This window comes from Allobosea sp. P4_H5 (genome assembly GCF_056400825.1).
In genome coordinates this window covers 571,354-583,675 of record NZ_JBFUKM010000001.1, presented here as the reverse complement: position 1 = coordinate 583,675, position 12,322 = coordinate 571,354, and the positions used below count along the sequence as shown (strand labels likewise).

The following is a 12,322-nucleotide window of genomic DNA, read 5'->3' as shown; positions in this document are numbered from 1 at the left end:
GAATGCCGCTGACTTCGCGAAAGGGCATAGCTATATCGCTAATCAGCCAGATAGCTATCCGAGGCAGGCACCACGACGGGGCCGGCCCTATCTCTATTTTGCGAGGCCGATGATGAGTGGCTCGACCCGTAGCAGCGCCGACCTCGACCCGCGCCGGCGCAAGATCCTGTTCCGCGCCTGGCATCGCGGCATGCGCGAGATGGACCTGATCATGGGCCGCTTCGCCGATTCCGAGATCGGTGGGCTCAGCGATGCCGAGCTCGACGAGTTCGAGCGGCTGATCGAGGTGCTCGACCGCGACCTGCTGAGCTGGGTGACGGGCGAAGCGCAGGTGCCGGAGAATTACGACAGCGACGTCTTCCGGCGGCTGAAGGCCTTCCACCAGCACGACAAACCAATTCATGTCTGAACGGCCGTCATGGTCGGGCTTGACCCGACCATCTCGGAAACCAGCGGGCTCTGGTCCTGAGATTCTCGGGACAAGCCCGAGAATGACGCCTTGAGATTGATTGTCCCGATGAGCATTCCGCCTCCGACCCAGATCGCCAAGCCGCAGCTCGAGCGCGTCCTCGATGCGCTGAACCGCGGCGACAAGCCGACGCTCTCCGGCGTGCCCGATGGCTTCGACGCGGTCATCCTCGCCGATCTCACCCGCGCCCGCGCCAAGAAGTCGGAAGGGCCGGCGCTGATCGTCTTCGTCGCCCGCGACGGCCAGCGCCTGCAGGTGCTGGAGAATGCACTGCAATTCGTCGCGCCCGATCTCGAGGTGATGACCTTCCCGGCCTGGGACTGCCAGCCATATGACCGGGTCTCGCCGGCGCCCTCGATCGTCGCGCACCGGATGACGACGCTGTCGCGCCTCGCCCGGACCAAATCGGGCGATCGGCCGCGCCTGCTGCTGACCACCGTCAATGCCGCGCTCCAGCGCGTGCCGGCGTTCGGCAAGGTCGCCTCGGAGAGCTTCTCGGCCGCGCCGGGTAATATGGTCGACACCGAGGAGCTGGCGCGCTGGCTCGACGTCAACGGCTATCTCAGGACCTCGACCGTGCGCGAGACCGGCGAGTTCGCCGTGCGCGGCGGCATCGTCGACCTTTTCCCGCCGGGCATGCCGGCGCCGATCCGGCTCGACTTCTTCGGCGACACGCTGGAATCGATCCGGACCTTCGATCCGGAGACGCAGCGCACCACCGGGCAATTGCGCGGGCTCGACCTCGTGCCGATGTCCGAAGCGCAGATGACCAGCGACTCGATCCGTCGCTTCCGCCAGTCCTATATCGCGACCTTCGGCACGCCCGGTCGCGACGACACGCTCTACGAGGCTGTGAGCGAAGGCCGGCGTCCTGCGGGCCTGGAGCACTGGCTGCCGCTGCTGGCCGAGAAGCTCGACACGCTCTTCACCTATCTGCCCGATGTCCCGATCGTCCTCGACCATCACGCCGATGATGCGGTGGCCGAGCGCATCAGCCTGATCAAGGACTATTACGACGCCCGCAAGAGCGCGCTCGACCAGCCGTCGCCGGGCTCGATACCCTATAAGCCGCTGCCGCCGGAGGCGCTCTATCTCTCGCCGGCCGATTGGCGCGGCATCGTCGGCGAGGCCGGGGTCGCCTCGCTGACGCCGTTCCAGCTGCCGGAGAGCGAAGGCAAGCTCGTCGTCGATCTCGGCGGCAAGCAGGGGCGCAGCTTCGCGGCGGAACGCGCCGACAATTCCGGCAGCGTCTTCGATGCGGCAGTGGCGCATGTGAAGGCACTGGAGGCGGACGGGCGACGCGTCATCCTCGCCGCCTGGTCGGAGGGCTCGCGCGAGCGCCTGGCGCATGTGCTGGCGGATCATGGCCTGAAGACCGTGCAGATGACCGGTAGCCTGCGGGCGGCCTTCGACCTCAAGCCCGGCACCACCGCGCTCGCCGTCTGGGGGGTCGAGACCGGCTTCGAGGCCGGCAGGCTCGCCGTCATCGGCGAACAGGACATCCTGGGCGACCGGCTGGTGCGTCCGCGCAAGAAGACGCGCCGGCCGCAGGACTTCATCAACGAGCTGTCCTCGCTGACCCCCGGCGACATCGTCGTCCATGTCGATCACGGCATCGGCCGCTTCGTCGGCCTGCAGACGATCACGGCGGCCGGCGCGCCGCATGACTGCCTCGAAATCCACTACGCCGGCGACGCCAAGCTGTTCCTGCCGGCCGAGAATATCGAGCTGCTCTCGCGCTACGGCTCGGAGGACACCGAGGTTGTGCTCGATCGGCTCGGTGGCGGCGGCTGGCAAGCGCGCAAGGCCAAGCTGAAGCAGCGCATCCGCGAGATGGCTGGCAAGCTAATCCAGATCGCGGCTGCCCGCGCGCTCAAGGAAGCGCCGCGCCTGATCCCGCAGGACGGGCTCTACGACGAGTTCTGCGCCCGCTTCCCCTATGAGGAGACCGAGGACCAGCAGAACACGATCGATGCCGTGCTCGAGGATCTCGCGGCCGGCCGTCCGATGGACCGGCTGGTCTGCGGCGATGTCGGCTTCGGCAAGACCGAAGTGGCGCTGCGCGCCGCCTTCACCGCCGCACTCGCCGGCAAGCAGGTCGCGGTCGTGGTGCCGACGACGCTGCTGGCGCGCCAGCACTACCGCAATTTCGCCGAGCGCTTTGCTGGCCTGCCGGTCAAGGTCGGCCAGGCCTCGCGCTTCGTTTCGGCGCCCGATCTGAAGGCGGTCAAGCAGGGCATTGCCGACGGGACGATGGACATCACCGTCGGTACGCATGCGCTGCTTGGCAAGGGCATCGACTTCAAGGATCTCGGCCTCGTCATCGTCGACGAGGAGCAGCATTTCGGCGTCGCCCACAAGGAGCGACTGAAGGAAATGCGCGCCGAGGTCCACATGCTGACGCTGACGGCGACGCCGATCCCGCGCACGCTCCAGCTCGCCATGACCGGCGTGCGCGAGCTCTCGATCATCGCGACGCCGCCGGTCGACCGGCTCGCTGTGCGCACCTTCGTCACACCGTTCGATCCGCTGATCGTGCGCGAGGCGCTGCTGCGCGAGCGCTATAGGGGCGGGCGCTCGTTCTATGTCGTGCCGCGCATAGAGGACATCGCCGAGGTCAAGGACTTCCTCGACAAGCAGGTGCCCGAATGCAAGGTCGGCATCGCCCACGGCCAGATGGCGGCCGGCACGCTGGAAGACGTGATGACGGCCTTCTACGAGGGGCAGTACGACATTCTGCTCTCGACGACGATCGTCGAATCCGGTCTGGACATCCCGACCGCCAATACGCTGATCATCCATCGCGCCGACATGTTCGGCCTGGCGCAGCTCTATCAGCTCAGGGGCCGCGTCGGCCGCTCCAAGGTGCGCGCCTATGCGCTCTTCACCGTGCCGGCCAACCGCAAGCTGACCGAGCAGGCCGACCGGCGCCTCAAGGTGCTGCAGTCGCTCGATACGCTCGGCGCCGGCTTCCAGCTCGCCAGCCATGACCTAGACATCAGGGGCGCCGGCAACCTGCTCGGTGACGAGCAGTCCGGCCATATCAAGGAGGTCGGTTACGAGCTCTACCAGCAGATGCTGGAGGAGGCGGTGGCTGCGCTCAAGGCCGGCATCGAGATCGAGAGCGACGCTCATTGGTCGCCGAGCATCCAGATCGGCGCGCCTGTGATGATCCCCGAGCACTATGTCGGCGATCTGACGCTCAGGCTGACGCTCTACAAGCGCCTCTCGACGATGGACGACGACGGCGACCTGCAGTCGTTCGGCGCCGAGCTGATCGACCGCTTCGGCCCGCTGCCGGAGGAGGTCAAGCAGCTGCTGGAGATCGTCGCGATCAAGGCGCTCTGCAAGCGCGCCAATGTCGAGAAGGTCGAGGCCGGGCCGAAGGGCATCATCGTCGCCTTCCGCGACAACGAGTTCGCCAATCCAGAGGGGCTCGTCTCGTATGTCGCGAAGATCGGGACGCTGGCCAAGGTCCGCCCCGACATGCGCGTCGTCTTCATCGACGATTTCGAGACGGCCGAGCAGCGCCTGACCGGCACGCGCCGGCTGCTCACCGATCTCGCGCGGATCGCCGAGCGGAAGAAGGCGGCTTAGGGCCTCATCCGTCATTCTCGGGCAACGCGCAGCGGCGACCCGAGAATCTCATGAAGAGAAGGCGCGGGTTGGAGTCTCCTCCGGCCTGAGATGCTCGGGGCAGGCCCGAGCATGACGGAGCGCCCGGCTGCGCTCAGCCCGGATTGCGCCGCCTGATCTCGACGCGCTCGGGCGCGTGCGTGATCACGTCGACGATGGCGAGGTCGGGCCGGTCGAGGCGCGGCAAACCGTCGTCCTCGCCGGCACGGCGGGTGACGACCAGGCTGGTCAGTGCCTTGTGGCCGCCGAGCCGTGAGCGGGCGAGCGCGGGCTCCAGTGCTGCGGGAATGACGAGATGGACCATGCGCCCGCCTTCGAGGCAGGCGCGCAGGTCGTCGAGCACGAACAGGCCGAGCGGCAGGAGCTCGACGCCAGTGAGCAGCGCAATGCCGGGGCCGGTCGCGAGCGCTGCGAGATCGCCGCCGACCAGCGTGGTGATGACGCGCGAGGACGCGAGCGGCTTCAGCACGCGAGAGATCTCGAGCGCCTTGGCCAGCACCTCCTTCTCGCTGACCGCGAAGGGGCCGGCGAGACTGTGGCCATCGACGATGCGGATCGGCGCCCGGATCGCGGCGGGCGGCAACGCCGAGGGGGTGGCACCATGGCCGAGCAGCGGATCCAGCGCCGCGACGCCATCGGGCACGCGCGCGCCGAAGCCGCCGATGAAGCGCATGCCGAAGGAGCGGGCGGCGACGTCCCGGAGCAGGTGCAAAGGCTGCAATTCGCCGATCCGCGGCACGCCCAGCGCCATGACGGCGCCGGAGCGCTCGATAATGGGCAAGAGTTCAGTGTCCTTGGCATGCGTCGGCAGGAGCATCGGCGACAGGCCGGCCCGCAGGCTGGCGAGGATCGAGACCAACGCCTCCGGCCCGAGCGGCGCCAGGATCGCGACGCAGGCGCCGGGCTGTGGCTTGGCGAGGAGGAGGAGATTGGCGAGCCGGTCGACGCGACTGTCGAGCTCGGCGAAGCCGAAGGCGTTGGGCGAAAAATCGCTCCAGTCGCGCCGGCCCGGCGGGTCGCGGAAGGCCGGCTCATAGCCGCGGCGGGCGGCGAGCGCCTTCAGCAGGCTGTCGAAATCGAGCCCTTCGACCAGCGCGCCGATGGAGATTTCGTCGGAGCCCATCCGCATCGCCGGACCTAGTTGGCGGGCGCGGGCGGGGAGGGCGACCGCGCCAGCGTCTCATTGGAGAAGAAGAATTTCGGTCGCCGCTCGGGCAGGACGATCTCACGCGCACGCGCCAGCCACGTCTCCGGCAGATAGTAGAGCGGCACGACGTAGAAGCCGGACAGCAGCAAACGGTCGAGCGTGCGCACCGTGGCGACGAAATCCTCGCGCGAGCGTGCCGCCAGCAGTGCCTGCAGCGTCGCGTCGATGGCCGGCGAGCGCGCGCCGGCATAGTTGAGCGCGCCCTTGCGCTCGGCATTGGCCGAGCCCCAGCGTCCGATCTGCTCGTTGCCGGGCGAGGCCGAAGCCGGCCAGGTCCACTGGATCATGTCGAAATCGAAGGTCGAGAGCCGGCGCCAGTACTGGACGTCGTCGATCAACCGCACCGAGACGGTGATGCCCAGGCGGGCGAGCGAGGTCGCATAGTTCAGCGCCAGCCGCTCCTGCGGGCGGTTGGTGACGGTGATCTCGAAGCCGAAAGCCTCGCTCTGGCCGTCCTTGCGCAGCTGCCCGTCGTTCAGCCGGTAGCCGGCGGCTTCCAGCAGGTCGAGCGCGCGGCGGGCCTGGTCGCGGTCGCGGCCGGAGCCGTCGGTCGTGGCCGGGGCCCAGGTTCCGGCGAGGATGTCGTCGCGCACGGCGCCGGGAAAGGCGGCGAGCAATGCCTTCTCGTGCTGATCGGCCGGCATGCCGAGCGCCGAGAGCTCGCTGTCGGCGAAAAAGCTGCCGGCGCGTCGGTAGACGCCGTGGAACAGGTTGCGATTGGCCCATTCGAAGTCGAACAGCATCGCCAGCGCCTCGCGGACGCGGATGTCGGCGAATTGCGGGCGGCGCGTATTGAAGACCAGCCCGGTCATGCCCTTGGGCGTCTGGAAGCGGAAGGTGTCGCGGACGATCCGGCCCTCGCGCACGGCCGGGACGTCATAGCCGGTCATCCAGCGCGTCGGGTCGCTTTCAAGGCGGACGTCATAAAGTCCTGCCTTGAAAGCCTCGAACAAGGCATTGGAATCGCGGTAGAAATCGTAGCGGATCTCGTCGGCGTTGAAGAGGCCGCGGGTGAGGGCATGATCCTCGGCCCAGAAATCCTTGCGGCGCTTCAGCCGGAGCATCTCGCCTGGCTTGACCTCCTCGACGAGGTAGGGGCCGGAGCCGAGCGCCGGCTTGAAGCTGGTGTCGCCGAATTTCTCGGCGTCGGTCGCGTGCCTGGCGAAGATCGGCATGGCGCCGATCACCAGCGGCAATTCGCGGTTGGAGCCGTCGCCGAGCTCGAAGACGACGCGATCGGGCGAGGGGGCTTCGACCTTGGTCACGCGCGCCAGGCTCGAGCGGTGGAACGGCTTGCCTTTGGTCTTCAGCATCTCGAAGGTGAAGATCACATCGTCCGCCGTCACCGGCTTGCCATCGGAGAAGCGGGCGCGCGGATCGATCTGGAAGGCGAGGCGGGTTCGTTCCGAGTTGAGCTCGACCTTGCTGGCCAGCAGGCCATAGGCGGTGAAAGGCTCGTCGGCGGAGCGGAACAGCAGGCTCTGCTGGACATAGCGCGGCACAGCGTCGGGGGCGACACCCAACACCACCAGCGGATTGAGGCTGTCGAAGGTGCCCTGCTGGCCGTAGATGATTCGCCCACCCTTCGGCGCCTGCGGATCGGCATAGGGCAGGTGATCGAAACCCTTGGGCAGTTCCGGCTCGCCATGCATGGCGATGGCGGCATCGTTCTCGGCCGCAGCAGCGCGCGGGTTCCCCATCGGCCCGAAAGCCGCCAAGCCCGCCAGGACGAGCCCGAGAAACCAAGCGGAACGCGCCGCTGCGCTGAAAGGTCGATGCATGCTCGAAACTGATTCCCTGCCGCAGGATAACATGCGATCAAACTTGTCGCGCCGGGCTCTTCGGGGCTGGAAACCTGCGACGGAACTCGCTAAACGCAGGCCGGGCGTCATCCAAACGCCGCAATCTCGCTTGATGTGCTCACGCCGCCACCGGCTCCGGCACCCTTGCTGGTTGAGCCTTGGGTGATGCATGCCGCCGGATACGGCGGCCGAACCAGTTTCATGGTCAAGGAAACGCAGATGTCAGCTTCGACCCGCCTGTCCCGGAGCCAGGGCGCCACCGCGAAGAGCACGGTCCGCGGCCTCGCGCTCATCCTGGGCGCCGCCGTCGCTCTAGCCCCGATCGCCGCGAGCGCGCAGCAGGCGCAGCCGCAGCGCCCGGCGAGCCGCCCGGCCGCGCCGGCGCAGCAGCCCGCTCCGGCTCAGCCGGCCCAGGGCCAGGCTGCGCAGACCGGCCCGACCGTCGTCCAGGTCAAGCCCGAGCCGTCGCAGACGAGCTGGACGAAGGTTTGCGGCAAGGACCAGGCCGCCAACAAGGAAATCTGCTACACCACCCGCGACTTCGTCTCGGACCAGGGCCAGCCGGTGCTTGCCGCCGCGGTCTACGACGTCAAGGGCGACGCCAACAAGATCGTGCGCTTCCTGATGCCGCTCGGCCTGCTGCTGCAGCCGGGCATCCGCTTCGGCGTCGACAACGCGCAGCCGACGCCCGGCCGCTACGCGATCTGCTTCCCGAACGGCTGCTTCGCCGAGGCGCAGGTCAAGGACGACTTCATCAACGCGATGAAGAAGGGCACCACCCTCAACATCAGCGTGCAGAACCAGGGCGCGCGCGAGGTCACCTTCGCCATCCCGCTGGCTGAATTCGCCAAGGCCTTCGACGGCGCGCCGATCGATCCGAAGGTTCTGGAAGAGCAGCAGAAGGCGCTGCAGGACGAACTCGCCAAGCGCCAGGAGGAGCTGCGCAAGCGCCTCGGCGGCGCCGAGGCCACGCCTGGCGCGGCGCCGGCCCCCGGTACGCCGGCGGCCCCGGCTCCGGGCGCGACGCCTGCGCCGGCTCCGAAGCCCTGATCGATCGATTAGGCAGAACCGATATCGACGCCGGGCCTCGTGCCCGGCGTTTTTATTTGCTCAAGGGGTCATGCGCTCGGTGCGCTTGACCTGCTGCCAGAGCTCTTCGAGCTCTTCCAGGGTGGCCTGCCGCGGCTCGCGCCCCTGGTGCTCCAGCGCCGCCTCGATGCCGGCGAAGCGCCGTTCGAACTTGGCGTTGGCGGCGATCAGGCAGGCCTCTGGATCGGCATCGACATGGCGGGCGAGATTGGCGACCACGAAGAGCAGGTCGCCGATCTCCTCCTGGATCGCAGCTTTGTCGCCGCCGGCGAGCGCCTCTTCGATCTCGGCAGTCTCTTCACGGACCTTGTCCAGCACGAGGCGAGCATTGTTCCAGTCGAAGCCGACCGTCGAAGCCTTGGCCTGCAGCTTCCAGGCGCGGGTCAGCGCGGGCAGGGTGGTCGGCACGCCGGCGAGCACGCCCTTGGCCTCGGCAGGCTCCGGCAGCCCGGCCTCGGCTCTGGCGCGTGCCTTGTCGGCCTTCTCCTGCGCCTTGATCTGCCCCCACAGCGCCTTGACCTCAGCGGGTGACAGATCGCGCGCATCGCCGAAGACATGCGGATGCCGGCGGACCAGCTTGGCGGTGATCGCCTCGACGACGTCGGGAAAGGCGAAGCTGCCCTGCTCCTGCGCCATTCGGGCGTGGAACACGACCTGCAGCAAGAGGTCGCCGAGTTCGTCCTTGAGATCGACGAGATCGCCGCGGGCGATGGCATCGGCGACCTCATGGGCCTCCTCGATCGTGTAGGGCGCGATCGAGGCGAAGTCCTGCTCGAGATCCCAGGGGCAGCCGGTGCCCGGGGTGCGCAGCGCGGCCATGATCTCGATCAGGCGCTCGATGTCGCGAGCTGGCTTCATCGCTGCAATCCTTCTCAGGTTGGGGTAGCGTCCTCCCATGATTCAAGTGACTCCGTCCATCGCGATCGACGACAGCGAGATCGAGGAGAGCTTCGTGCGCGCCTCCGGTCCGGGCGGGCAGAACGTCAACAAGGTCTCGACCGCGGTCGAGCTTCGGTTCGACGCGCGCCGCTCGGCCTCGCTGCCCAATGATGTCGCGCTCCGCCTGATGAAGCTCGCCGGCAGCCGGCTGACGCAGGATGGCGTGATCGTCATCATGGCGCAGGAGCATCGCAGCCAGAGCCGCAACCGCGAGGAGGCGCTGGCGCGGCTGGTCGAGCTGATCAGGCAGGCGGAAGTGCGGCCGAAGGTCCGGCGGGCGACCAAGCCGACCAAGGCCTCGAAGGAGCGGCGTCTGGCCTCGAAGGACAAGCGCTCCTCGGTCAAGTCAGGCCGAGGCAGGCCACGCCTGGATTAGGGTTTGCGAACAGCAAAAAAGGTGAGGCCGATGGCTCGGCCTCACCCTGATATCGACAGCAGTCGACGAACGGGCCGAGCCCGTCAGCGCTTGATCTCGGTGCCTGCCTTGCCGGCGGCGCCGGCACTGCCCTTGACGGCGCCCGTCGTCGGAGCCTCGATGCCGCCTGCCGTGCCGGCCTTGGCCTTGACGCCGGCCTTCGCGCCGGGAGCGCCGACTTGCGTATCGACGCCGGTCTCGGCGCCGCCGGCGGCACCGGGCGCGGAGGTCGTCCCCTTGGCCTGGCCACGCGTCTGGATATCGGTGGTGACACCCTGGGCCAGGACGGGGCCGGCCAGCAGGGCCGACGCGGCGAGCACGATCATGGACGTCTTGATAGCTTTCATCAGCTTCTCCTCGTTAGGGGGCGCGACGGGGTCGCGGCCGATCTGTCACGCCGCCCGCAAGGCGATCGGGTGCCGCGCTTTTTTCGAAGCGCGAACGACGCACGCACGATGCAAGCGGCGGGGTTTGACCGTTCTGAGAGATTTCAAAGGTGATTTCGCGGGAGCCACGCCTTAGTCAGGCCCAATATGCGGCGATTCCCGCAGCACCGGCGAAAGTGCGGGCAGGAGGACTGGTGTGAGCGAGGTCGAACGGGAAGGGGCGTTGCCGGGGGCACGGCCGGCGCCCAAGCGGATCACGGCCGACTATCTGCGGCGCGCAGCTCTCCATTACCTCGAACGCTACAGCGTGCCCGCGGCGCAATTGCAGCGCGTCCTGCTGCGCAAGGTCGAGCGCAGCTGCCGGCATCACGGGCAGGACCCGCAGGCGTTCCGGACTGCGGTCGAGGAGATTGTCATGTCCTGCGTCGCCTCGGGCCTCGTCGATGACCGCCGTTTCGCCGAGGCGCGGGCGCAGAGCCTGCGCCGCAAGGGGCGCTCGGCGCGGGCCGTTGCGGCCGGGCTCGCGACCAAGGGCGTCGAGCGCGGCCTCGTCGCCGAGGTGGTGGTGGCCGACGAGGAGGCAGAGCTGGATGCCGCGCGCATCGCGGCCCGCCGCAAGCGCCTCGGACCATGGAGCCGCAGTGATCGCGCCGCGCAGCGGCAAAAGCATATCGCCGCGCTGGCGCGGGCCGGCTTCAGCCTGGCGATCGCCCGCGCCGTGATCGACGACGCGGGCGAGGGCGGGTGACCGCCGGACCAATCAATCGGGCTTGACGTTGGCCTCGGCCACGACCTTGCCCCAGCGCGCGACCTCGACCTTGACGAAGTCGCCGAAGGCGGCGCCGTAGAGGTTCGGGATCTCGGAGCCGTTCCTCTTCCAGGCCTCGCTCACCATAGGCACGGCCAGCGCCTTCTGCAGCTCGGCCGTCATTCTGGCAACGATCTCGGGCGGTGTGTTCTTCGGCGCCCACATCGCATACCAGGTCGAGACCTCGTAGCCCGGCACGCCGGCTTCGGCCGTGGTCGGGACATCGGGGAAGGCGCTGGCGCGCTTGGGCGCTGCGACGGCGAGCGCCCGCAGCGTGCCGCTGGAGATCTGCGCGGCAGAAGAGCCGAGCCCGTCGAAGGCGAGATCGACCTGACCGGCGACGAGATCCTGCATCAGCGGGCCGGCGCCGCGATAGGGCACATGGGTCAGATTGATCTTGGTGGTGAGCTTGAACAGTTCGCCGGCGAGGTGGTGCGTGGTACCGTTACCGGCCGAGCCGTAGTTCAGCTTGTCGGGGTTCTTCTTGGCGAAGTCGATCAGTTCCGCCAGCGTCTTGGCCTGGACCTTGCCGGGATGGACGACCACGACCTGCGGCGGCTGGGCGATCACCCCGATCGGGATGAAATCGGTCTGGATGTTGTAGTCGAGCTTCGGGTAGAGCGCCGGCGCGATGGCGTGGTGCGCGGCACCGATGAAGAAGGTGTAGCCGTCGGGCGCGGCCTTGGAGGCGGCCGAAGCGCCGACCGTGCCGCCGGCACCGCCGCGATTGTCGATCAGGATGCGCTGGCCGAGCTGCTGTTCGAGCTGAGCGGCGAGGGGACGGGCGAAGGCGTCGGTGCCGCCGCCGGCCGGGAATGGCACGATGAAGCTGACGGGCTTCTGCGGCCAGGCCTGAGCCGTCGCCGGCGTCGCGGGGACGAGCTGGGTGAGGGTGGCAAGCGCAAGCGCGCCGAGCCAGCCGGACTTCGACATCGATTTGATCTCCCTTGGACTATCCGGACTCTTCAAGGTCCTTGCGATCGCTTCAGGCGAAATGCCGAGCGTTGCGGCAGATTAGGGCATCGCGACGCCTGAATGGCAACCCGACCAAAGCAGGGTCTGCCGGCTCGTCAGCTGCCAGCTGTCGCGCGTGTCGGTACGATCAGGGTCCAGGCCTGGGTGAGAACAGTCTCGTCGCGCTGGTTTGTCGTGGTGACCTCAAGGTCCATGAACCCGCGATCCGTGCGGCTCCGTGACGGACGGGTCCGGAGCACTTCGGCGATCGCCTTCAGGCTGTCGCCCGGGCGCACCGGGCGGTAGAAACGCAGGTTCGCGAATTCGGCGCCGACGATGGGATTGTCGCCGAGCAGTCTGGCATCGACGAGGAGCCGCATGGTGATCGCCAGCGTCTGCCAGCCGCTGCCGACCAGCTCGCCAAAGATCGTCTGGCGGGCCGCATCCTCGTCGATGTGCATGGGCTGCGGGTCGTAGAGCTCGGCAAAAGATCGGATCAGTTCCGCCGTGATTTCGAAACTGCCGGAGGCGATGCGGTCACCGGTGCCGAAATCCTCGAGATATCGCGGTTTGGTTCGGGCAGGCGCACCGTCCTTCATGTGCATGGGCCTTCCTCT

At 68.0% G+C, this 12,322-nt stretch carries 11 protein-coding genes; 5 read left to right on the top strand and 6 right to left on the bottom strand.

The window, feature by feature from the left end:
* Positions 1-112: 112 nt before the first annotated feature.
* Positions 113-409, top strand: coding sequence for an FAD assembly factor SdhE (locus AC1DS0_RS02810; protein WP_476812856.1), 297 nt, complete (start codon positions 113-115; stop codon positions 407-409).
* A 108-nt stretch (positions 410-517) separates the two neighbouring features.
* Positions 518-4,066, top strand: a complete 3,549-nt coding sequence (mfd, locus tag AC1DS0_RS02805; RefSeq protein ID WP_476812855.1) for a transcription-repair coupling factor — start codon at positions 518-520, stop codon at positions 4,064-4,066.
* Positions 4,067-4,199: 133 nt separating this feature from the next.
* On the opposite strand, the gene AC1DS0_RS02800 is transcribed toward mfd, so the two are convergent.
* The gene (locus AC1DS0_RS02800) at positions 4,200-5,228 is read right to left on the bottom strand and encodes an AMP-binding protein (RefSeq protein WP_476812854.1); all 1,029 of its coding nucleotides are present in this window, start codon (positions 5,226-5,228) and stop codon (positions 4,200-4,202) included.
* Between the two features lie 14 nt (positions 5,229-5,242).
* Entirely contained in the window at positions 5,243-7,012 is a 1,770-nt protein-coding gene (locus AC1DS0_RS02795) for an extracellular solute-binding protein (protein ID WP_476812853.1), read from the bottom strand.
* Positions 7,013-7,333: 321 nt separating this feature from the next.
* Here AC1DS0_RS02795 and AC1DS0_RS02790 point away from each other — a divergent pair, with 321 nt between their 5' ends.
* Positions 7,334-8,164, top strand: coding sequence for an invasion associated locus B family protein (locus AC1DS0_RS02790; RefSeq protein WP_476812852.1), 831 nt, complete (start codon positions 7,334-7,336; stop codon positions 8,162-8,164).
* A 60-nt stretch (positions 8,165-8,224) separates the two neighbouring features.
* Here AC1DS0_RS02790 and mazG read toward each other — a convergent pair whose 3' ends face one another.
* Positions 8,225-9,061 carry a nucleoside triphosphate pyrophosphohydrolase gene (mazG, locus tag AC1DS0_RS02785; RefSeq protein ID WP_476812851.1) on the bottom strand — a complete coding sequence of 279 codons (837 nt, stop codon included), beginning with the start codon at positions 9,059-9,061 and terminating at the stop codon, positions 8,225-8,227.
* A gap of 37 nt (positions 9,062-9,098) precedes the next feature.
* Here mazG and arfB point away from each other — a divergent pair, with 37 nt between their 5' ends.
* A complete protein-coding gene (gene arfB, locus AC1DS0_RS02780) occupies positions 9,099-9,518 on the top strand; it encodes an alternative ribosome rescue aminoacyl-tRNA hydrolase ArfB (RefSeq protein WP_476812850.1) in 420 nt (139 codons plus the stop codon).
* Between the two features lie 83 nt (positions 9,519-9,601).
* On the opposite strand, the gene AC1DS0_RS02775 is transcribed toward arfB, so the two are convergent.
* Positions 9,602-9,904: a hypothetical protein gene (locus AC1DS0_RS02775; protein ID WP_476812849.1), complete on the bottom strand. Its 303-nt coding sequence runs from the start codon at positions 9,902-9,904 to the stop codon at positions 9,602-9,604.
* Positions 9,905-10,139: 235 nt separating this feature from the next.
* Between AC1DS0_RS02775 and AC1DS0_RS02770 the strand changes: the two genes are divergently transcribed.
* A complete protein-coding gene (locus AC1DS0_RS02770) occupies positions 10,140-10,691 on the top strand; it encodes a regulatory protein RecX (protein WP_476812848.1) in 552 nt (183 codons plus the stop codon).
* Positions 10,692-10,703: 12 nt separating this feature from the next.
* Here the strand turns inward: AC1DS0_RS02770 and AC1DS0_RS02765 are convergent, their stop codons facing one another.
* Positions 10,704-11,684: a Bug family tripartite tricarboxylate transporter substrate binding protein gene (locus tag AC1DS0_RS02765; RefSeq protein ID WP_476812847.1), complete on the bottom strand. Its 981-nt coding sequence runs from the start codon at positions 11,682-11,684 to the stop codon at positions 10,704-10,706.
* 137 nt (positions 11,685-11,821) lie between these two features.
* Positions 11,822-12,304, bottom strand: a complete 483-nt coding sequence (locus tag AC1DS0_RS02760) for a MaoC family dehydratase (RefSeq protein ID WP_476812846.1) — start codon at positions 12,302-12,304, stop codon at positions 11,822-11,824.
* Positions 12,305-12,322: the final 18 nt, after the last annotated feature.

What these genes read in the sequence shown, in the direction of transcription:
- AC1DS0_RS02800 (WP_476812854.1), bottom strand. Translation starts at nt 5,228, where the DNA reads ATGGGCTCCGACGAAATCTCCATCGGCGCGCTGGTCGAAGGGCTCGAT.
- mazG (WP_476812851.1), bottom strand. Translation starts at nt 9,061, where the DNA reads ATGAAGCCAGCTCGCGACATCGAGCGCCTGATCGAGATCATGGCCGCG.
- arfB (WP_476812850.1), top strand. Translation starts at nt 9,099, where the DNA reads ATGATTCAAGTGACTCCGTCCATCGCGATCGACGACAGCGAGATCGAG.
- AC1DS0_RS02810 (WP_476812856.1), top strand. Translation starts at nt 113, where the DNA reads ATGAGTGGCTCGACCCGTAGCAGCGCCGACCTCGACCCGCGCCGGCGC.
- AC1DS0_RS02790 (WP_476812852.1), top strand. Translation starts at nt 7,334, where the DNA reads ATGTCAGCTTCGACCCGCCTGTCCCGGAGCCAGGGCGCCACCGCGAAG.
- AC1DS0_RS02765 (WP_476812847.1), bottom strand. Translation starts at nt 11,684, where the DNA reads ATGTCGAAGTCCGGCTGGCTCGGCGCGCTTGCGCTTGCCACCCTCACC.
- AC1DS0_RS02760 (WP_476812846.1), bottom strand. Translation starts at nt 12,304, where the DNA reads ATGAAGGACGGTGCGCCTGCCCGAACCAAACCGCGATATCTCGAGGAT.
- AC1DS0_RS02775 (WP_476812849.1), bottom strand. Translation starts at nt 9,904, where the DNA reads ATGAAAGCTATCAAGACGTCCATGATCGTGCTCGCCGCGTCGGCCCTG.
- AC1DS0_RS02795 (WP_476812853.1), bottom strand. Translation starts at nt 7,012, where the DNA reads ATGGGGAACCCGCGCGCTGCTGCGGCCGAGAACGATGCCGCCATCGCC.
- mfd (WP_476812855.1), top strand. Translation starts at nt 518, where the DNA reads ATGAGCATTCCGCCTCCGACCCAGATCGCCAAGCCGCAGCTCGAGCGC.